General features: G+C 60.6%; 17 protein-coding genes. 10 read left to right on the top strand and 7 right to left on the bottom strand.

Annotated elements, in window-relative coordinates:
- Positions 1 to 19: 19 nt before the first annotated feature.
- Positions 20 to 1,519: a carboxypeptidase M32 gene (locus MMS95_RS17025; protein WP_015377988.1), complete on the top strand. Its 1,500-nt coding sequence runs from the start codon at positions 20 to 22 to the stop codon at positions 1,517 to 1,519.
- A gap of 166 nt (positions 1,520 to 1,685) precedes the next feature.
- Here MMS95_RS17025 and MMS95_RS17020 read toward each other — a convergent pair whose 3' ends face one another.
- Positions 1,686 to 2,591: an alpha/beta fold hydrolase gene (locus tag MMS95_RS17020; RefSeq protein WP_156865973.1), complete on the bottom strand. Its 906-nt coding sequence runs from the start codon at positions 2,589 to 2,591 to the stop codon at positions 1,686 to 1,688.
- A 184-nt stretch (positions 2,592 to 2,775) separates the two neighbouring features.
- On the opposite strand from MMS95_RS17020, the gene asr reads away from it, so the two are divergent.
- The 3 genes from asr (at position 2,776) to MMS95_RS17010 (ending at position 4,158) form a co-directional block, all read left to right on the top strand.
- A complete protein-coding gene (asr, locus tag MMS95_RS17015; protein WP_004930450.1) occupies positions 2,776 to 3,051 on the top strand; it encodes an acid resistance repetitive basic protein Asr in 276 nt (91 codons plus the stop codon).
- A gap of 35 nt (positions 3,052 to 3,086) precedes the next feature.
- Positions 3,087 to 3,218 carry a hypothetical protein gene (locus MMS95_RS24250; RefSeq protein WP_016927581.1) on the top strand — a complete coding sequence of 44 codons (132 nt, stop codon included), beginning with the start codon at positions 3,087 to 3,089 and terminating at the stop codon, positions 3,216 to 3,218.
- A gap of 127 nt (positions 3,219 to 3,345) precedes the next feature.
- Positions 3,346 to 4,158 carry a serine protease gene (locus MMS95_RS17010; RefSeq protein ID WP_033632938.1) on the top strand — a complete coding sequence of 271 codons (813 nt, stop codon included), beginning with the start codon at positions 3,346 to 3,348 and terminating at the stop codon, positions 4,156 to 4,158.
- Positions 4,159 to 4,254: 96 nt separating this feature from the next.
- Here the strand turns inward: MMS95_RS17010 and hrpA are convergent, their stop codons facing one another.
- Positions 4,255 to 8,142: an ATP-dependent RNA helicase HrpA gene (gene hrpA, locus MMS95_RS17005; RefSeq protein WP_076606792.1), complete on the bottom strand. Its 3,888-nt coding sequence runs from the start codon at positions 8,140 to 8,142 to the stop codon at positions 4,255 to 4,257.
- A 269-nt stretch (positions 8,143 to 8,411) separates the two neighbouring features.
- Between hrpA and azoR the strand changes: the two genes are divergently transcribed.
- Complete coding sequence (gene azoR, locus MMS95_RS17000) at positions 8,412 to 9,017, top strand: FMN-dependent NADH-azoreductase (RefSeq protein WP_015377994.1); 606 nt, start codon at positions 8,412 to 8,414, stop codon at positions 9,015 to 9,017.
- 118 nt (positions 9,018 to 9,135) lie between these two features.
- Here the strand turns inward: azoR and MMS95_RS16995 are convergent, their stop codons facing one another.
- From MMS95_RS16995 to MMS95_RS16985, 3 genes are read right to left on the bottom strand one after another with little or no spacing between them, the layout of a single operon-like run.
- Complete coding sequence (locus tag MMS95_RS16995) at positions 9,136 to 9,459, bottom strand: YdbL family protein (RefSeq protein ID WP_015377995.1); 324 nt, start codon at positions 9,457 to 9,459, stop codon at positions 9,136 to 9,138.
- Between the two features lie 8 nt (positions 9,460 to 9,467).
- Positions 9,468 to 9,665 (bottom strand): YnbE family lipoprotein, encoded by a 198-nt coding sequence (locus MMS95_RS16990; protein ID WP_004930472.1) that lies wholly within the window; start codon positions 9,663 to 9,665, stop codon positions 9,468 to 9,470.
- Positions 9,662 to 12,274 carry a YdbH family protein gene (locus MMS95_RS16985; RefSeq protein WP_156865972.1) on the bottom strand — a complete coding sequence of 871 codons (2,613 nt, stop codon included), beginning with the start codon at positions 12,272 to 12,274 and terminating at the stop codon, positions 9,662 to 9,664. Before MMS95_RS16985 ends, MMS95_RS16990 begins: the two co-directional genes overlap by 4 nt.
- A 467-nt stretch (positions 12,275 to 12,741) precedes the next feature.
- Between MMS95_RS16985 and MMS95_RS16980 the strand changes: the two genes are divergently transcribed.
- Entirely contained in the window at positions 12,742 to 13,734 is a 993-nt protein-coding gene (locus MMS95_RS16980; protein ID WP_015377997.1) for a 2-hydroxyacid dehydrogenase, read from the top strand.
- A 50-nt stretch (positions 13,735 to 13,784) separates the two neighbouring features.
- Positions 13,785 to 14,213, top strand: a complete 429-nt coding sequence (gene hslJ, locus MMS95_RS16975; protein ID WP_242141988.1) for a heat shock protein HslJ — start codon at positions 13,785 to 13,787, stop codon at positions 14,211 to 14,213.
- A gap of 24 nt (positions 14,214 to 14,237) precedes the next feature.
- On the opposite strand, the gene MMS95_RS16970 is transcribed toward hslJ, so the two are convergent.
- Together MMS95_RS16970 and ssmE are read right to left on the bottom strand one after the other, a co-directional pair.
- On the bottom strand, positions 14,238 to 14,492 hold the full coding sequence (locus tag MMS95_RS16970; RefSeq protein WP_004930482.1) for a DUF333 domain-containing protein: 255 nt from the start codon (positions 14,490 to 14,492) through the stop codon (positions 14,238 to 14,240).
- Between the two features lie 477 nt (positions 14,493 to 14,969).
- The gene (gene ssmE / locus MMS95_RS16965) at positions 14,970 to 15,302 is read right to left on the bottom strand and encodes a multidrug efflux SMR transporter SsmE (RefSeq protein ID WP_004930487.1); all 333 of its coding nucleotides are present in this window, start codon (positions 15,300 to 15,302) and stop codon (positions 14,970 to 14,972) included.
- A gap of 238 nt (positions 15,303 to 15,540) precedes the next feature.
- Between ssmE and nifJ the strand changes: the two genes are divergently transcribed.
- From nifJ to MMS95_RS16950, 3 genes are all read left to right on the top strand, one after another.
- The gene (gene nifJ / locus MMS95_RS16960) at positions 15,541 to 19,074 is read left to right on the top strand and encodes a pyruvate:ferredoxin (flavodoxin) oxidoreductase (RefSeq protein ID WP_242141986.1); all 3,534 of its coding nucleotides are present in this window, start codon (positions 15,541 to 15,543) and stop codon (positions 19,072 to 19,074) included.
- Positions 19,075 to 19,303: 229 nt separating this feature from the next.
- Positions 19,304 to 20,242, top strand: a complete 939-nt coding sequence (gene ttcA / locus MMS95_RS16955; protein ID WP_004930494.1) for a tRNA 2-thiocytidine(32) synthetase TtcA — start codon at positions 19,304 to 19,306, stop codon at positions 20,240 to 20,242.
- Between the two features lie 146 nt (positions 20,243 to 20,388).
- Positions 20,389 to 20,787, top strand: a complete 399-nt coding sequence (locus MMS95_RS16950; protein WP_004930496.1) for a VOC family protein — start codon at positions 20,389 to 20,391, stop codon at positions 20,785 to 20,787.
- The last annotated feature ends 85 nt before the right edge of the window (positions 20,788 to 20,872 follow it).

Raw genomic sequence — 20,872 nt, 5'->3', positions numbered from 1 at the left:
TCATTGGAGCCGAATAATAATGACATCTGCACATTCCAACACGTCTGCTTACGATCACCTGCGCGCCCTGTTCAGCCGGTTGTCGCGTTTCGGCCACCTGTCCGCCATCGCCGGTTGGGACATGCAAACCATGATGCCACCGGGCGGCAGCAAGGCGCGCTCCGAAGCGCTGGCCGAGCTGAGCGTGCTGCAGCACCAGATTTTAACGGCACAAAGCACCGGCGCGCTGTTGGATCGCGCGCAGCAAGAGACGCTGGACGAACTCGACCGCGCCAACCTGCGCGAGATGCGCCGCCAATATGAAGACGCCGTGCTGCTGCCGGCATCGCTGGTCGAGGCCAAGTCGCTCGCGGGTGCGCGCTGCGAACACGCCTGGCGCGCCCAGCGCCCGGCCAACGACTGGGACGGCTTCGCCGACAACCTGCGCGAGGTGGTCAAGCTCAGCCGGGAAGAGGCGCAGATCCGCGCGCAGGCGGCCGGCACAAGCCGTTACGATGCTCTGCTCAACCTGTATGAGCCGGGCATGCGCAGCAGCGATCTCGACCGCATCTTCGGCGATCTGAAAACCTGGCTGCCGGATCTGCTGCAACGCGTGGTGGCCAAACAAGCTAATGAGCCCTGCCAGGCGCCACAAGGCCCGTTCAATGTGGACACCCAGCGTCAGCTGAGCCTGAGCGTGATGAAACTGCTCGGTTTCAACTTCGACAATGGCCGCGTCGACGTCAGCGCCCACCCGTTCTGCGGCGGCGTGCCGGAAGATGTACGCATCACCACGCGTTACAACGAGAAAGAGTTTCTGACCGCGCTGCTCGGCATCGTGCACGAGACCGGCCACGCCCGCTACGAGCAAAACCTGCCGCGCGATCTGCTTGGCCAGCCGGTCGCCCTGGCCCGTTCTACCGCTATCCACGAATCACAGAGCCTGCTGTTCGAAATGCAGCTGGCGCGCGGCAATGAATTCCTGAAAATCTTGCGTCCGTTAGTCACCGCGCAGTTTGGCGAACAGCCGGCGCTGGAAGAGACCAACTTCATTCGCCTCAACCAGCGCGTTAAACCGGGCCTGATCCGCGTCGACGCCGACGAAGTGAGCTATCCTGCTCACGTCATCCTGCGCTACGAAATTGAAAAAGCGCTGATCGAAGGCGATATCGAAGTGGAAGACATTCCGGCGCTGTGGAATGAGAAGATGAGTGCTTACCTCGGCCTCGACACCATCGGCAACTACCGCAACGGCTGCATGCAGGATATTCACTGGACCGACGGTGCCTTCGGCTACTTCCCGACTTACACCCTCGGCGCGATGTACGCCGCGCAGCTGTTCCACAGCGTGCGTCAGGCCCTGCCTTCGCTGAACGAAGATATCGCCGCCGGCAACCTGCAGCCGCTGTTCCACTGGCTGCAGCACAACATCTGGCGCCACGGCAGCCGTTTCCCGACCGAGACGCTGATCGCCAACGCAACCGGCGAAGCGCTCAACCCACGCTATTTCCGTCAGCATTTGGAAAACCGCTACCTGTAATCTCCCCTGGCGCGGCTCTGCCGCGCCCTTTTCCCACCTGCAAGACCGGATAATGCTTCATAACGCACGTTCTGTGCCGACATCGCCTTGGCTACAGAGCGGCGGGTGGCGACCCACCATTAGTATGTTGTAACTAAAATAGCCAAAACGCTGGCGATCCGGCTTATCATCCCAGCGCATGACGGGCGATCATCGCCGCCAGCTGCAGCCTCAACGGCGCAGGCAGGTCATGCCCCATGCCCGGCATAATATGCAATTTGGCGTTGACGACCGCGCGGGCGATCGCCACTCCACCCGCCTTGCGTACCAGCCGATCGCGATCGCCGTGAATGACCAGCGTCGGCGCGGCTATGCGCCGGCTGTAGCGACGCAGATCGCCGCTGCCGAGCAACGCGGAAAGTTGCCGCTGCACGCCTTCGGGATCCACGCCCCGCTTCAACAACCGATTCACCAATGCATCCAGCTCCGCCTCCTCCGGCGGATAAAACCGGGTACCGAGCGCGCGCAGGAAGGCCTTCATTCCCTCGTGGCGCTGCTGCAGCGTCAAATCGGCCGCCGGCCGGCGCACCAACAGCCACAGCAGCGAAGGCGCCGGCGGTGGCAACAGCGGCTGATTGGTGCTGGAGAACAAGATGCATAACGAGGCGACGCGCTGCGGGTATTCAGCGGCCAGCACCTGGGCGATCATCCCCCCCATCGAAGCGCCAAGTACGTGAGCCTGCGGGATGCGTAAATGATCGAGCAGATGCGCCGCGTCCGTCGCCATGTCCGCCAGGGTATAAGGCACCGGCGTTTGCCAACCGAGCTGGGCGCACAGCATCAGCAGCCACAACGGCTGCGTGCGTTGCGCCTGCGTTTTGCCGGAAAGGCCGACATCGCGGTTGTCATAACGGATCACCCGAAACCCCTGAGCCACCAGGGCGCGGCAGAAGTCATCAGGCCACAGCAACAGCTGCGCGCCGATGCCCATGATGAGCAGCAGCGGCGGGTGCGCCTCATCGCCCCAGTCCTCATAGGCCAGCGGCACCTCGCCCTGTTCGGTTACGCCATAACGAATCACTATCTCGTTCATTTTAAATCCCTTTTATCGCGCCTGGTGGTCATTATAGCAGCAATCCCCTCGCCGCCGTCGCCCTGTACATTAGGTTACATGCCGAAACCAATCACTCACGGAAAGCCGGGCGCCGTTTGCCTACTATCATTTCAACGGCCCCGCAGTGGGGTTGATACCCAAAAGTCATGTTGAGGATTCTACGATGAAAAAAGTATTAGCTCTGGTTGTTGCCGCTGCAATGGGTCTGTCTTCCGTGGCTTTCGCTGCCGAGGCTGCCACCACCGCACCTGCGGCAACCGCAACCACCGCCACCGCTGCGCCGGCTAAAGCTCAGGTGAAACACCACGGCAAGAAAGCGCCGGTACAGAAAGCGCAGGCGGCCAAGAAGCATCACAAAAAAGCCGTGAAGAAAGCCCCGGCGCAAAAAGCCCAGGCGGCTAAAAAGCACCACAAGAAAACCAGCCACAAAAAAGCGTAATGACGTGAGGGTCCCCTCACCGCTTCAGGCTTGACGTGTACGACACCCGGTTCGCCGGGTGTTTTTTCATCGGGGGGTTCTCATTGATGCTGCGCCGCTACCTGTTCGAGATCGTTCTGACCGCCCTGATCCTTTGCGGACTGATCGCCGTCTTTTTTTACCTGTAGCCTGCCGCGTCGCCGGCGGGAAATTATTGAAAAATCAATTATTGCCCATCCACATGGCTGCTAAATCAGTCTATAGTTAGCATTCAGTGTGTTTATGGATGATCCGTATTTGTCAGGCAAGAGATCTATGCGCATATCCGTTTTACTGTTGCTGTGCTCACTCCCGCTCATCGCTGCTCAGGCGGCACGCGCCGACGGCCCGTCCAAGGCCGAGCAAACGCGTCTGTTTTTCGGCAAAGATGAACGAATCAAGGTCACGGATACCGCCGCCCAGCCGTGGCAGGCCATCGGCCAGGTCGAAACCGCCAGCGGCAATCTGTGTACCGCCACGCTGATCTCCCCGCACCTGGCGCTGACCGCCGGCCACTGCGTGCTGGCGCCGCCCGGGCAACTGGATAAAGCCATCGCTCTGCGCTTTGTGGCAGGCGATAAATCCTGGCAGTATCAAACCGGCGATATCGAGACCTTGGTCGACAGCAAGCTGGGCAAAAAGCTGAAGCCGGACGGCGATGGCTGGATCGTCCCGCCCGCTGCGGCCGCTTATGATTTTGCGCTGATCCGTCTGAAAGACAAAAAGCCGCTGCCGATCGCACCGTTGCCGCTGTGGCAAGGCGACAGCAAGGCGCTGACCCAGGCCCTGAAACAGGCCAAACGGCTGATCACTCAGGCGGGTTACCCGGAGGATCATCTGGATGACCTCTACAGCCACCAAAACTGCAAGGTCACCGGCTGGGCCCAGCAAGGCGTACTGTCGCACCAGTGTGATACCCTGCCCGGCGACAGCGGCTCACCGCTGCTGTTGAAAACCGCCGACGGCTGGCAGCTGATCGCCATCCAAAGCTCGGCGCCGGCGGCGAAAGATCGCTATCGCGCCGATAACCGCGCCCTGGCGGTGCCCGGCATCCGCGACGCGCTGGACGCCCTGGCGGCGGGCAAGTAGCTCTCGCAACGGCGCATCAAGCGCCGTTGCTGTTTATCTGTTCCCTGAATTTCAACTTGCGCTGCGCCGGCCGCTTGCCGGCCGGCGCGCCTGAGCTTAGCCCGAAAGCTGTTCGATGGTTTGCAGAATGCGCTTGTCGGAGATCGGGTAAGGCGTGCCCAACTGCTGCGCGAACAGGCTGACGCGCAGTTCCTCGATCATCCAGCGCACCGCTTTCACCTCTTCTTCCTGCTGCCGCTTCGGCGGCAGCTTGTTCAGCCACTGCTGCCACGCCTGCTGCACCTGCTCCACCCGCAGCATCTGCGCGCGATCGCGGTGTGGATCGATAGCCAGTTTCTCCAGCCGGCGCTCGATCGCCTGCAGGTAACGCAGCGTGTCCGGCAGGCGTTTCCATCCGTTGCCGGTGACGAAGCCACGGTAGACCAGGCCACCGAGCTGGGTCTTGATATCCGACAGCGCCAGCGCCAACGACATGTCCACCCGGCCTTTCAGCCGCTTGTTGATATTGAAGACCGCCGTCAGGATCTGCTCAACCTGCTTGGCCACCTCGACCACCGTGTCGTTCAGCTCGGCGCGGATCTGCTCTTGCAAACGCGCAAAGCCTTCTTCCTGCCAGACCGGGCCGCCGTGTTCGGCGATCAGCTTGTCGATGCCGCACGAAATGCAGTCGTCGATCAGCTCCAGTACCTTGCCGTACGGGTTGAAATAAAGCCCCAGTTTGGCCTTGTTCGGCAGCTTCTCATGCAGATATTTGATCGGCGAAGGAATATTCAGCAACAGCAGGCGGCGCGTGCCCTGCCACATCGCCTGTTGCTGCTCGCTTTCGCTGTCGAACAGGCGGATCGCCACGCTGTCCTTCTCATCCACCAGCGCCGGGTAGGCCTTCATCGAATAGCCGCCGCGCTTCTGCTCGTAGAACGCCGGCAGTTGGCCAAAGCTCCAGACATGCAGATTGCTCTGCTCCAGCCCGTCATCGGCCACCGCCGACAGCGTCTCCTGCACCTTCTCTTTCAGCTGCAGGCGCAACGCGGCCAGGTCTTTGCCTTCGCGCAGCGTCTGGTTCTTCTCGCCCACCACGCGGAAAGTCATTTTCAGGTGATCGGGCACCTGATCCCACTGCCAGTCATCACGTGACACGGTCACGCCAGTCATGCGCCGCAGCTCGCGCTCCAGCGCGTCCAGCAGCGGCAATTCCAGCGCCGTAACGCGGCCGAGGAATGCTTCGGCGTAGTTCGGCGCCGGCACGAAGTTGCGGCGCACCGGTTTCGGCAGCGACTTGATCAGCGCGATCACCAGCTCACGGCGGATGCCGGGGATCTGCCACTCGAAGCCCTGCTCCTCCACCTGATTGAGGATCGGCAACGGAATGTGCACCGTCACGCCGTCGGCGTCGGTGCCCGGTTCAAACTGGTAGCTCAGCCGCAGCTTGAGATTGCCCTGATGCCAGAAGTTCGGGTAGTCCAGCGCGCTGATCTTGTTGGCGCCATCCTTAATCAGCATCTCTTTTTCGAAGTTCAGCAGGTCGGGCTGCTGTTTGGCGGCATTCTTCCACCAGCTGTCGAAATGACGGCCGGAAACCACGTCGTTGGGGATGCGGCGATCGTAGAAGCCGAACAGCGTCTCGTCGTCCACCAGAATGTCGCGGCGGCGCGATTTATGCTCCAGCTCTTCCACTTCGGCGCGCAGCTTTTGGTTTTCACGGAAGAAGGCGTGGCGCGTCTGCCAGTCCCCCTCCACCAGCGCATGGCGGATAAACAGCTCACGGCACAGCAATGGATCGATGGCGCCGTAATTGACCTGGCGCGCCGCGACGATCGGCAAACCGAACAGCGTGACCTTTTCGCTGGCCATCACCGCCCCTTGCGACTTCGACCAGTGCGGCTCGCTGTAGCTGTGTTTCACCAGATGCTGAGCCAGCGGCTCGATCCATTCCGGTTCGATGCGCGCGGCGATGCGCCCCCACAGGCGGCTGGTTTCCACCAGTTCGGCCACCATGGTCCACTTCGGCGGCTTCTTGAACAGGCCGGAGCCGGGGAAGATCGAGAAACGGGCATTGCGCGCGCCGGTGTATTCCTGCTTGTCCGTATCCTTCTGGCCAATGTGCGACAGCAAGCCGGTCAGCAGCGCGGTGTGCACGCTGCGGTAGTCGGAAGGCGTGCTGTTGATCGGCAGCCCCAGCTCTTTCACCACCTGGCGCAGCTGGGTATAGATATCCTGCCACTCGCGCACCCGCAGGTAGTTGAGGAAATCGTTGCGGCACAGCCGACGGAACTGGCTGGAAGAGTTCACCTTTTGCTGCTCCTGCAGATAATCCCACAGGTTGACGAATGCCAGGAAATCGGAGTCTTTGTCGGCGAAGCGGCGGTGTTTTTCGTCCGAGGCCTGCTGCTTGTCCATCGGGCGCTCACGCGGATCCTGAATCGATAGCGCGGCGGTGATGATCATCACCTCGCGCACGCTGCCGCTCTTCTGCGCTTCCAGCACCATGCGCGCCAGACGCGGGTCAATCGGCAACTGCGCCAGCTGACGGCCCTGCGGCGTCAGCTGATAGTGGCCGTTGTCGGCGGTGGCGATCGCCCCCAGTTCTTCCAGCAGGCGCACGCCATCCTGAATGTTGCGTTTATCCGGCGCTTCGACGAACGGAAACGCGGCGATGTCGCCCAGCCCCAGCGAGGTCATCTGCAGAATGACCGACGCCAGGTTGGTGCGCAAAATTTCCGGATCGGTAAACGCCGGCCGCGACAGGAAGTCCTGTTCGGAATACAAGCGAATGCACACCCCTTCCGATACGCGGCCGCAGCGCCCTTTACGCTGGTTGGCGGAAGCCTGGGACACCGGCTCGATCGGCAGGCGCTGCACCTTGGTGCGGAAGCTGTAGCGGCTGATGCGCGCGGTGCCCGGATCGATGACGTACTTGATGCCCGGCACCGTCAGCGAGGTTTCCGCCACGTTGGTGGCCAGCACGATGCGGCGACCATGGTGCGACTGGAACACCCGGTTCTGCTCGCTGTTCGACAGGCGCGCATACAGCGGCAGCACTTCGGTGTGCGGCAAATTGAGGCGGTTCAGAGCGTCGGCGGTGTCGCGGATCTCTCGCTCGCCGCTCATGAAGATCAGAATGTCGCCCGGCCCTTCGCGCCCAAGCTCGTCCACCGCATCGAAAATCGCCTGCAGCTGGTCGCGGTCGGTATCGTCGCCGTCGTCGACCACCGGGCGGTAACGCACCTCCACCGGGTAAGTGCGGCCGGAAACCTCGATGATCGGCGCATTGTTGAAGTGGCGCGAGAAGCGCTGCGGATCGATGGTCGCCGAGGTGATGATCACCTTGAGATCCGGGCGCTTCGGCAGCAGTTCACGCAGGTAGCCGAGAATAAAGTCGATGTTGAGGCTGCGCTCGTGCGCTTCATCGATGATCAGCGTGTCGTACTGCATCAGCAGGCGATCCTGCTGAATTTCCGCCAGCAAGATGCCGTCGGTCATCAGCTTGACCAGGGTGTTTTCCCCGACCTGATCGTTGAAGCGCACCTTGTAACCGACGCTGCCGCCGAGCGGGGTTTCCAGCTCGTCGGCGATGCGGTTGGCGACGGTGCGCGCCGCCAGGCGGCGCGGCTGGGTGTGGCCGATCAGCCCTTTCACCCCACGCCCCAGCTCCAGACAGATCTTCGGCAACTGGGTGGTTTTCCCCGAGCCGGTCTCCCCGGCGACGATCACCACCTGGTGATCGCGGACAGCGTTTAAAATGTCCTGCTTTTTCTGACTGACCGGCAGGCTTTCCGGATAGGTAATGCGCGGGCAAGACGCGGCGCGCGCCAGCACTTTTTGCCGCGCCGCCGCGATGTCGCTTTCCACTTCGGCGGCGACCGCCAGCTGGGCATCGGGATTTTTGATTTTTCGTGCGCCCTGCAGGCGACGACGCAGGCGTTGTTGATCGCGGAGCATCAGCTCGCCCAGTTGGGCCGGCAGTGCCTCGAGCGGAGATTTCACGTTCAGTGTTCCTTGTTTCTTCGCCGCCAAGACCAGGCTTAGCAACGGTTTAATGTTTTTTTAGCGATTTTTTTGCTTTAGCCGCACAGCCTATCACAAACGGCTTTTTCGCCCTACTTCCACGAGCAAAACCTCGGCATGTCATTCAATAAAATCGAACGAAGATCTCGAAATATTGCGCTATCACTGTTGGAGGAATGTGAATAGCATGTACTTCATGCAAGGGACGCTGAGTCCTGATGTCACTGTCACAACGTAAGGAATTATCGATGAGCAACGTATTGGTTCTGAAATCAAGCATCCTGGCGACCTACTCTCAGTCTAACCAACTGGCCGATTTCTTCGTAGAGCAATGGAGCAACGCCCATAGCGGCGACACCATCACCGTGCGCGATCTGGCCGCACAGCCAATCCCGGTGCTGGACGGCGAACTGGTTGGCGCGCTGCGTCCTTCCGATGCGCCGTTAACCCCGCGTCAACAAGAAGCGCTGGCGCTGTCGGACGAGCTGATCGCCGAGCTGCAGGCCAATGACGTCATCGTGATTGCCGCACCGATGTACAACTTCAACATCCCGACCCAGCTGAAAAACTATTTCGATCTGGTTGCCCGCGCCGGCGTGACCTTCCGCTACACCGAAAACGGTCCGGAAGGCCTGGTGAAAAACAAACGCGCCGTGATCCTGACCAGCCGCGGCGGCATCCATAAAGGCACCCCAACCGACCTGGTAGAACCTTACCTGCGTCTGTTCCTGGGCTTCATCGGCATTACCGACGTGGAGTTCGTCTTCGCGGAAGGTATCGCCTATGGCCCGGAAGTGGCGACCAAAGCCCAGGAAGACGCCAAAGCGGCCCTGTCTCAGGTGGTTGCTGCCTAAGACCCTGCGCAGGGGCGCTGTGCCCCTGCCGGACAAAAGGCAAGTCCTGTCAAACCTGCACTACCCTCATAATAATCATCTATCCGTATCATTTAGCGCGCCAGACGGCGCGCTTTTTTTATTTCTTCAACCATTGTCCGTTGATGCCGCGCACATACTCGCCGCTCTGCGCACGCGTCACCAGCTTCTGCCCCGCCATGCGTGCCACTTCGTCGACGGCGATATGGTTGCCGTCCGCCACTTCCTGATACTTCTCGGCGCGGCCGGCGTTGATGCGCTTCACCAGCGCCAGCGTTTCCGCATCCTGTTTCACCGGCGCAATATAGCCGCTCAGGGTTTCGCCCACCCGCCCTTGCTGCTTCGCCTCATCCAGCGTCAGCGCCATCGCCACGCTGCTGAACAGCCAGGCGGCGCCGGCCAGCCACACATAACGTTTTTTCATGTCGGCTCCTAGAACAGACCGCTTTGGGTTTTCAGCAGGTTTTCGACGTCCTTATCCACCTTGATATGAATCTCATGCTCGATCTTGACGTTCATATTGATGGTGATCGGATCCTTCGGCGTCGCCACCTCGATGCGCGGCACGCAGCCGCTCAGCAGCGAAACGCACAGCACCGCTGCCAGCGCCGACACACTCATGATTTTCATTGTTGCTCCCCAGGTTGTGAGAGGGCCTGCTCCAGCCACTCCTGTAAATTGTCGCCGAAGCGCAAACTGCGCCACAGCTGAAACACGTTTTCCTGATGGCGATAGTTCAGGATCACCTCGCGCTTGGCGCTTTTCTGCGGGTTGATGCCGTCGATGCGCGCGCTCAGCGTCAGCTCGCCCAGGTTGTCGAGATCGACCCGGGCGTGCGAACGGTTGATTTCCATGTAGCGCAGCCAGTCGATCGCCGCGCCGGTCGCCAGGTTGTTGCTGCCGATGGCGTCGGCCATGTCTTTGTCCAGGCGCAGCGTCAGGGTGCCGGCGTTGGCGATCCAGCCGTTTTGCACCAGCCATTTCGGGTGATTCAGGAACAGCGGCAGTTCGCCGTCGACCCGGCCGGACATGGCGAACTGCTTCGGTTTCAGAGCGGTGAACAGCGCGCTGAGATCGACCTTGTCCAGCTTCAGCACCGCGGCGTCATGCTGCGGCAACCGCAGCGCCGACAGGCTGATATGCCCGTTGAGCATGTCCACGCCGACGTTGCTCAACGTCAGCGGCTGCCTTTCGCTATAAGGATAGGTGCCCTGCAGATCGGCGGAAATATTCTGCATCTCGAACAGGTTGGTGAAAGACTTGATGCGCAGCGACACCGGCTGTTTGGCCCCCAATTGCCACTGATGCTGCTTGAACCGGTACGACAGGATAAAATCCAGGCCGCTCATCTCGCCGTCCTTCAGCCACATGCCGCCGTTTTTCACCACCCAGTGGCCACCGGCCTCGAACCCCTGTTCGCGAGCGGCGGAAAACGCCGACTGCGCGTAAAACTCGCCGTCGCGCAGCGTGAGATTGAGATCCGGCGCCAGCAGCGGTTGGAACACCTTCAGCGACTGTTTCGGCCACCAAGCTTCGCCGCGCAGACGTTCGCCGTCCCAACGGCCGCGCAGCGCGATCGGCCCAATCTGTTGCGCCTGCAGTTTGCCCTGCAGCTGGAAACTGCCCGGTGAACGGCCGTTCACCTGCAGCGCCAGCACCGGCGCCGGCAGATAGCCGCCGTCGCTGAAGCTGACCTTATCCGCCGCCAGCTGCAACTCGCCGTTGAACTGCGGACTTTGTTCATCACGCCGCCAGCGCAGCGGCTGATTGAGGCTCAGGCGCGGCGCGGCGACCGTCACCAGACCGTACTTCAACTTATCGAAGCCGGTGGAAAGTTTGTCGAGCACCAACTCACTGTCGCGCCAACGGCCGCTGCCGGCGACGTCCCAGGCGGCCTGCAGCGGCGGCAAGCGGCCATTGCCCCAGTAACGCCATTGCCAGTGGCCCTTGTCCGGCCAGAAATCCTGTGCCTGGCCGTCCAGGTGCAGCTTGAAGCGGCCCCAGTAACTGTCGCTGGCGCTCAAAATCGCCTGTAGGCGGCCGGTGATGCCGGCGGCGGTCACCTTCACGCCCGCCAGCGGCAAACGCGCCTCTTCCAGCGTCATTTCCGGCGTCACCTTGCCCCACAAGCGCAGCAGCGAACCGGGCTGCAGCACCAGCGTCGGGTTGAGAATGCTGCCGCCGATCACACCCGGGATCGACGCGGTAGTGGAAAAGTCGGCCAGATTGGCCTGGCCGGTCAGTTGGAAGCGCAGATCGCTGTCGGTCAACCCCACCTTGCCCGGCCCGAGGGTGAGCACCGCATTGCCCTTGCCGTTGTGACCCGCGGTGATCACGTTCAGCCGCGCGCTGATCTCCGTTTCATCCAGCCCTTTGCTCCAATCGTGCAGCGCGATGCTGAGCCCGCCGTTCAACGGCTGCTCGCTGTACGGCCAACGCCACTCGCCCTGCTTGATGCTGACCCGCTGCGGCGAGACTTCCCACGGCAACACCGCCAGCGGGCGATCGTCGCCTTTCTCGCTCACCGTCAATACGCCCTGCTGCTGTTGCCAGCGCATGTCCAGCAATACCGGTTTTTCCAGATAGGCGGTTTGCATTTCCCCCTGCAACGCGCCCTGCGTCGGCAGGCTGGCCAGATCCAACGGGATGGTGATCTTGCCGGCGAGGTGCAAAGGTTGTGCGCTGTTGGGCGGAACCACGGTCAGGCTCTGCAACGTCAGCTGCTGTTTTTCATCCAGCTGCGCCTCGGCGCTGAGATTCGGGCCCCGATAATGCAGACGTTGCCCGTCGGGGCCGGAGGAGAGCTGCAGCTTGCCGGCATAGCGCTGCCAGGGAATGAGCGTCAGGTCATTAATGGTGAGATCCAGCGGCGGCAGCTGTTGCTGCAGCTGATCGAGCGCCAGCGGCGCACTGTTGGCGTCGCCGCTCGGCAGTTTTGACAAACAGGCGCTATCGATGCTGACCTTATCGCTCGACAGCTGCCAGCGGCCCTGGCGGTAAGCCAGCCGCGTCGGCCCGACGTTGGTCAACAGGCAATCTTGCGCAGTGAAACGCGCCCCCGCCAACGCCAGGCCGCCCTGGCGCCAGTGCAATTTGCCCTGCAATTCCAGGCGGCTCCCCGCCGGCAACCAATGCGATAACACCCCCGGCAGCCAGCGCGGCAAGGTTTGCCACAACGCCAGCACCAGGATTGCGCAGCCCGCCACCGTCCCTATGAATACTTTCAATCGCTTGGTCATTAAATGATTGCTTCGTTCCTGAGTTAGGCATTGGTTAAGTCTATGCCTGAATTGACAATAATGATGGCACGAATTTGACATAGGGTGAAGCCGAGCGGGCTCGCAGAAGCGATTTGCACCTTTTTGGCGCAAACGTGTGCGGGGTTGTAGATTTTCGTTACATATACATCACATAAACAGGACAGTTTTCAGACTTTTGTTATTGTTGTTACCGTTGATGATTAATAGTCTTGCAACCATTCTAATAAAAGTTTAGCTGCTAGCTAACTGTGTACTAGAGAAGCCATTCCCCACACCCCCGTGGGGATTTTTTTGCCGCCTGTCGCCACCGTCGTCTTCCCTCCATCGTATCCAGACCCACCGCAGCCTTGCAGCAGCGATTTCGGCCATGTCGAAACGGGCTAACCAATTGTCGAATTTACTAAAATCTGTTAAATTGATCACAAAATCACGGTGGAGAAACCACGATGAAATTGGCGATATACAGTACCAAACAGTATGACCGTAAATACCTCGAACTGGTGAATCAGCAGTTTGGCTATGAGCTGGAATTCTTCGACTTTTTACTCAGTAAAAAAACCGCCAAAACGGCCGCCGGTTGCAAGGCGGTGTGTATCTTCGTCAACGACGACGGCAGCCGTGAAGTGCTCGAAGAACTGGCGGCACTGGGCGTCGAAATTCTCGCCCTGCGCTGCGCCGGTTTTAATAACGTCGATCTGGACGCCGCCAAAGAACTGGGCATCAAGGTGGTGCGCGTGCCGGCCTACTCGCCGGAGGCCGTGGCAGAACACGCGGTCGGCATGATGATGTGCCTGAACCGCCGTATTCACCGCGCTTATCAGCGTACCCGCGACGCCAACTTCTCGCTGGAAGGGCTGATCGGTTTTAACATGCACAATCGCACCGCCGGCGTGATCGGCACCGGTAAAATCGGCGTGGCGACGATGCGCATTCTGAAAGGCTTCGGCATGAAACTGCTGGCCTACGATCCGTTCCCGAGCGAACAGGCGCTGGAACTGGGCGCGGAGTATGTCGATCTGAAGACGCTGTACGCGCAATCCGACGTGATCACCCTGCACTGCCCGCTGACGCCGGAGAACCACCACCTGCTGAATGCCGACGCCTTCGCGATGATGAAAAACGGCGTAATGGTGATCAACACCAGCCGCGGCGCGCTGATCGATTCCACCGCCGCCATCGATGCGCTGAAGCAGCAAAAAATCGGCGCCCTCGGGATGGACGTCTACGAGAACGAACGCGATCTGTTCTTTGAGGACAAGTCTAACGATGTGATTCAGGACGACGTGTTCCGCCGCCTGTCGGCCTGCCACAACGTGCTGTTCACCGGCCATCAGGCTTTCCTGACCGAAGAGGCGCTGACCAGCATTTCACAAACCACGCTGCAGAACATCAGCCAGTTGGATCGCGGCGAAACCTGCCCGAACCAGTTGAACGCCTGAGCGTAACCTCGGGGCGCCCTTGCGGCGCCCTGTTTATTTGAGAGAACGCGATGAGAAAAACCACGGTAGCCGCCCTTGCGGCGCTGGCCTTAGCGGGGTGCAGCATGAAACCACACACGGCCGTCACGCCAGGCGATCTGTTGCATCACAACTTCGTGTTGCAAAGCGTGGATGGCGAAACGGCAAAATCACCGGCGGGCGGCGGCCTGCTCAATCTGGAGTTCGGCGAGAACCTGCATGTCTCCGGCACGATGTGCAACCGCTTTTTCGGCCAGGGGCAATTACGCGACGGCGTGCTGACGGTGAAATCGCTGGCCACCACGCGCAAGATGTGCCCTGATGAGCCGCGCAACCGCTGGGATCGGGTGATTGGCACCGTGCTGGAAAACGGCGCCGAAGTGACGCTAAACGCACAGCAGCTGACGCTCACCGGCAGCGGCCACACGCTTATTTATACCCTGCTCGATTGGGTGTATTGATCCTGCAGGCCAGGCGCCGCGGGCTTACCCGGCGCAGCTGCCCAGGGCCAGCGTACGTTCTTCGCACTGCTTGCCGTTCGGCATCTGGCACATTCGCAGCGCTTCACCGTTCAAGTTGTGCGCGATGGTGGTAACGCCGCCGACCGCCGCGCAACCGGCGCTGGTCTGCAACGTATTGATTCTGGCACTGTTGCCCTGCTGTACTGGCTCTTCGTTATTGCTGCTGCAGGCGGCTAAAAGCAGCACGGCGCTGGCAAGCAGCCATTTTGATGTCGTCATTATCCCACTCCTGAACCCGGAACTGCGCTGTGTAAAATCGCCATTGCTGATAACGCGCGTCACTTGGCGGACACGTTTCGCTATCTTTGATGCAAACTTGTTTAATCTAGCTCGATATATAAATAATGAAAATATATTCCAGCCATTATTTGTCGTTTTTTTGCGCCGGCCGAACATTTATTTTGTTTGCAGAATATTTCCGTGACGGCGCCACGCGCTGTCAGGCGCTGGCCGCACGCAAAAAAGTGATAACGTCACCGCGGCCATCGAGGAAGTTTTTCCCGCGACAGCGGTATTAATTATCTTCGTGTGCTTTCATTGCAGCGGCGCATTTTTTGCTACCGGAGAGAACGATATTTGTGTCTATGCTGGCGGCGCTAAGTAATTAGCATTCCACTATTTTCAGTGAATGATGACTGAATTCTTCAACCGGCGCGACTTGCTGTCACGCCGGCTTTTTTTACATCAAAATAACACTCAGTGCACCGAGGCTTTCGACAGTAAATTAATCACCAGCACGCCGGCAATAATTAATCCCATGCCAACGATCGCCGGCCAATCCAATTTTTGCTGATAAACGAACACCGCGGCGACCGACACCAGCACAATCCCCATGCCCGACCAAATCGCATACACGATGCCCAGCGGCATGCTCTTGACCACCATCGACAGCCCCCAAAACGCCACGCCGTAACCCAGCACCACCAGCAGCGACGGCCACAGGCGGGTAAAGCCCTCAGAGGCTTTCAACATGGTGGTGGCGATCACTTCCGCGACTATCGCCATCGTCAAATACATAAATGCGCTCATGGTTTTCTTCTGTCAATTTGCCGATGCGCAATTATGACGCGCCGGAAATAAATTGTCTTTAAACGGTGAAAACAATTTATTGCCGCCGGCCCCTAATCGGCGAGGAAATATGCCTTTGACGATTTATCACCCGCCACACAAACGCGATAAAGCCGCGTTCGCCCCCTCTGTTAGACTTTTTTCCATTACTGCGAAAGTGCGCTTTCGCGGCTTTGTGAGCAATGAAAAGGTAACGCTGATGATAACTACAGATGGTAATAATGCAGTCGCTTCCGTGGCCTATCGCACCAACGAAGTGATTGCCATCTACCCTATCACGCCAAGCTCCACCATGGCGGAGCAGGCGGACGCCTGGTCCGGCGATGGCCGGCAAAACATCTGGGGCGATATTCCGCGGGTGGTGGAAATGCAGTCGGAAGGCGGCGCGATCGCCACCGTGCACGGCGCCTTGCAAACCGGCGCGCTGTCGACCTCGTTCACTTCATCGCAGGGTCTGCTGCTGATGATCCCCACGCTGTACAAACTGGCCGGCGAGCTGACGCCGTTCGTGCTGCACGTCGCCGCGCGCACCGTGGCCACGCACGCGCTGTCCATCTTCGGCGACCATTCAGACGTGATGGCGGTGCGCCAAACCGGCTGCGCCATGCTGTGTGCCGGCAACGTGCAGGAGGCGCAGGACTTCGCGCTGATCTCGCAGACCGCCACCCTCAACGCGCGCGTGCCGTTTATCCATTTCTTCGATGGTTTCCGCACCTCGCACGAGATCAACAAGATTGTGCCGCTGAGCGACGATACGCTGCGGCAGATGCTGCCGCAGGCGGCGATCGACGCTCACCGCAGCCGGGCGCTGTCGCCGGATCATCCGGTGGTGCGCGGCACCTCCGCCAACCCGGACACCTATTTCCAGTCGCGCGAAGCCACCAACCCGTGGTATGACGCCACCGGCCAACACGTGATCGACGCCATGGAAGCCTTCGCCGCCCTCACCGGCCGCCGCTATCGGCCGTTCGACTATTACGGCCACCCGCAGGCCGAACGCGTGGTGGTGGTGATGGGTTCGGCCGCCGGCACCTGCGAAGAAGTGATCGACACCCTGCTGACCCGCGGCGAGAAAGTCGGCGTGCTGAAGGTGCGGCTGTTCCGGCCGTTCTCCGCCCAGCATCTGCTCGGCGCGCTGCCGGACAGCGTGCGCAGCGTCGCGGTGCTCGATCGCACCAAAGAGCCGGGCGCGCTGGCCGAGCCGCTGTATCTGGACGTGATGACCGCGCTGGCGGAAGCCTACAGCCGGGGGGAGCGCGCCACGCTGCCGCGGGTGATCGGCGGCCGCTACGGCCTGTCGTCGAAAGAGTTCGGCCCGGACTGCGCGCTGGCGGTGTTCCGCGAGCTGGCCCTGCCGCAGCCGCGACCGCGCTTTACCGTCGGCATCTTCGATGACGTCACCGGGCTTTCGCTGCCGTTGAGCGACGAAATCCTGCCGCAGCGCGCCTCGCTGGAAGCGCTGTTCTACGGTTTGGGCAGCGACGGCTCGGTCTCTGCCACCAAGAACAACATCAAAATCATCGGCAACGCCACGCCGCTGTATGCCCAGGGTTATTTCGTCTATGACTCCAAAAAGGCCGGGGGCCTGACGGTGTCGCACCTGCGCGTCAGCGAGCAGCCGATCAATTCGGCCTACCTGGTCAGCCACGCGGACTTCGTCGGCTGCCACCAGCTGCAGTTTATCGATAAGTACCAGATGGTCGAACGCCTGAAGCCCGGCGGCACCTTCCTGCTCAATACCCCTTACGGTGCCGATGAGGTCTGGTCGCGCCTGCCGCAGGAGGCTCAGGCGCTGTTGCACCAACGCCAGGCGCGTTTCTATATCATCAACGCCGCCAAGCTGGCGCGTGAATGCCGGCTCGGCGCGCGCATCAACACCGTAATGCAGATGGCGTTCTTCCACCTGACGCAGATCCTGCCGAGCGACGTGGCGCTGCAACAGCTGCAGGACGCCATCGCGCGCAGCTACAGCAGCAAGGGCCAGGAGATCGTCGAGCGCAACTGGCAGGCGTTGGGCGCCACCCGCGCCGCGCTGACCGAGATCCCGCTGCAGCCGGTCGACGCCAGCAGCCCGATGCGCCCGCCGGTGGTGTCGGACGCCGCGCCGGACTTCGTCAAAACCGTTACCGCCGCGATGCTGGCCGGGCTGGGCGATGCGCTGCCGGTTTCCGCCTTCCCGCCGGACGGCACCTGGCCGGTGGGCACCACCCAGTGGGAAAAGCGCAACATCGCCGAAGCGATCCCGATCTGGCAGCCCGACCTGTGCACCCAGTGCAACCACTGCGTCGCCGCCTGCCCGCACTCCGCCATTCGCGCCAAGGTGGTGCAGCCGGCGGAGATGGAACACGCCCCCGCCTCTCTGCAGTCGCTGGATGTCAAAGCGCGCGATATGCGCGGGCAGAAATACGTGCTGCAGGTAGCGCCGGAAGATTGCACCGGCTGTAACCTGTGCGTCGAGGTCTGCCCGGCGAAAGATCGCCAGAACCCGGAAATCAAGGCCATCAATATGGCGTCGCGCCTCGATAATCTGACGGCGGAGAAAGACAACTACGACTTCTTCCTGCAGCTGCCGGAAATCGATCCGGCGCAGCTGGAACGCATCGACATTCGCACCTCGCAGCTGATCACGCCGCTGTTCGAGTACTCCGGCGCCTGCTCAGGCTGCGGCGAAACGCCGTACATCAAGCTGTTGACCCAGCTCTATGGTGACCGCTTGCTGATCGCCAACGCCACCGGCTGTTCGTCGATCTACGGCGGCAACCTGCCGACCACGCCGTACACCACCAACGCCGAAGGGCGCGGGCCGGCGTGGGCCAACTCGCTGTTCGAAGACAACGCCGAATTCGGCCTGGGCTTCCGCCTGACGGTCGATCAACATCGCGCGCGAGTGCTGCGTCTGCTGAACGCACTGGCGCCGCAGCTGCCGGAGCAATTGGTCAACGCCCTGCAGATGGCCGACGTAGCGCCGGAGCCGCGCCGCAAGCAAATCGCCGAACTGCGCACGCTGTTGGCGAGTTTCGAAGGCGAAGATGCGCGCCAGCTGGCGGCGGACGCCGACTACCTGGTGGATAAATCGATCTGGCTGATCGGCGGTGACGGCTGGGCCTACGACATCGGCTTCGGCGGTTTGGATCACGTGCTCAGCCTGACGGAGAACGTCAACGTGCTGGTGCTCGACACCCAGTGCTACTCCAACACCGGCGGCCAGCAGTCGAAGGCCACGCCGCTGGGCGCGGTGACCAAGTTCGGCGAGCACGGCAAGCGCAAGGCGCGCAAGGATCTGGGCGTCAGTATGATGATGTACGGCCATGTCTACGTCGCGCAGATTTCGCTGGGGGCGCAGCTCAACCAGACGGTGAAAGCGATTCAGGAGGCCGAGGCCTATCCGGGGCCGTCGCTGATCATCGCCTACAGCCCGTGCGAAGAACACGGCTACGATCTGGCGCTCAGCCACGATCAGATGAAACAGCTGACCGCCACCGGCTTCTGGCCGCTGTACCGCTTCGATCCGCGCCGCAGCGCCGAGGGCAAGGCCGCATTGGCGCTGGATTCGCGCCCGCCGAACAGCAGCCTGGCTGAAACACTGCTGAACGAGCAGCGTTTCCGTCGCCTGAACGCGCAGCAGCCGGAGGTGGCCAGCACGCTGTATCAGGCCGCCGAGAAAGAGCTGAAGGAGAAGTACGATTTCCTCAGCCTGCTGGCCGGCAAGGCGGAAAAGTCCGCCGCTGAGTAACCTCCCTCAGGGCGCGAGCGATTCGCGCCCTGTTCTTTTACCGCCGACGTAAATCGCAGCAACAAAACCTGCTGGCATTCCGGCGCGCAATCCGTACCATACAGGCCTCGCGTCGGGTGCGTGGCGGCTGGATGATGAATAATGATCAAAATCGGCCGGTTGAATGGTAAACTCGCGGTCTATAACGCCATGCCCCTAGTGCCCCCCATTGAGAATGAGCACGATTTAAATGTCAGAAAAGCAATCCGTTAGCCAAAAAGAGCAGTACAACCTGAACAAATTGCAAAAGCGCCTGCGCCGCAACGTGGGCGAAGCGATCGCCGATTTCAATATGATTGAAGAAGGCGACCGCATCATGGTCTGTCTGTCCGGCGGCAAAGACAGCTACACCATGCTGGAGATCCTGCGCAATCTGCAGCAAAGCGCGCCGGTCAACTTCTCGCTGGTGGCGGTGAACCTCGATCAGAAACAGCCCGGCTTCCCGGAGCACATTCTGCCCGCCTATCTGGAAAGCCTGGGGGTGGAGTACAAGATCGTCGAAGAAAACACCTACAGCATCGTTAAAGACAAGATCCCGGAAGGGAAAACCACGTGTTCGCTGTGTTCGCGCCTGCGCCGCGGCATTCTGTACCGCACCGCCACCGAACTGGGCGCCACCAAGATCGCTCTGGGCCACCACCGCGACGACATTCTGCAGACGCTGTTCCTCAACATGTTCTACGGCGGCAAGATGAAAGGCATGCCGCCCAAGCTGATGAGCGACGACGGCAAACACGTGGTCATCCGCCCGCTGGCCTATTGCCGCGAGAAAGACATCGAGCGTTTCTCGATCGCCAAAGCGTTCCCGATCATTCCATGCAATCTGTGTGGCTCGCAGCCTAATCTGCAGCGCCAGGTGATCGGCGACATGCTGCGCGACTGGGACAAGCGTTACCCAGGCCGGTTGGAAACCATGTTCAGCGCCATGCAGAACGTGGTCCCTTCGCACCTGAGCGATATCAACCTGTTCGATTTCAAAGGCATTCACCACGGCAGCGCGGTGGTGGACGGCGGCGATTTGGCCTTCGATCGCGAAGACATCCCGATGCAGCCGGTCGGCTGGCAGCCGGAAGACTCGGACGACGCGGCGCCTGCGCCAGAGCGTTTGAACGTGCTGGAAATCAAATAAGCCCCCTCGCCGCTTGCCATCCTGCGAGCGGCGACATTTCTCTTTCCCGACGATCTCGATCCTGTTCACAGTTTGCGCAAAATTTGCTGGGCAGTGCCGTTTTTACCCTATACTGTTTATTTATACAGTCATATGGAGATCGCGCAATGAACATCACCCCCTGCCTGTCCCACGTCTCGCTGGGCTCCAACGATTTCGAGGCCGCCGCCGCCTTTTACGATCGTGCGCTGGCCGCTTTGGGTTGCCGACGCGTGCTGGAGCATCCCGGCGCCATTGGCTACGGCCGCGACTACCCGGAGTTTTGGCTGCAGGTGCCGATCGACGGCCGGCCGGCCTCGCCCGGCAATGGCACGCACGTCGGTTTTTTCGCTACCAGTAAGCAACAGGTGGATGAATTCCATCGCCAGGCGCTGCTGGCCGGCGCCGTCGATGAAGGCGCGCCCGGTTCGCGGCCGCATTACGGCGAGGCTTACTACGGCTGCTTTGTCCGTGATTTGGATGGGCACAAGATTGAAGCCAGCTTCTGGGATGAAAGCGCGGCCTGAAGAAGAAGGAAATCGAATAAAAAAATGCCGGTGATTAAACCGGCATTGTACGAATCAAATGTGCTATGCAGTAATTCAAAAATAA

It is taken from the genome of Serratia sp. PGPR-27 (assembly GCF_022678525.1).
Lineage (GTDB): Bacteria > Pseudomonadota > Gammaproteobacteria > Enterobacterales > Enterobacteriaceae > Serratia > Serratia nematodiphila.
The sequence above is the reverse complement of the archived record's forward strand: the minus strand, read 5'-3'. Positions and strand labels throughout refer to the sequence as shown.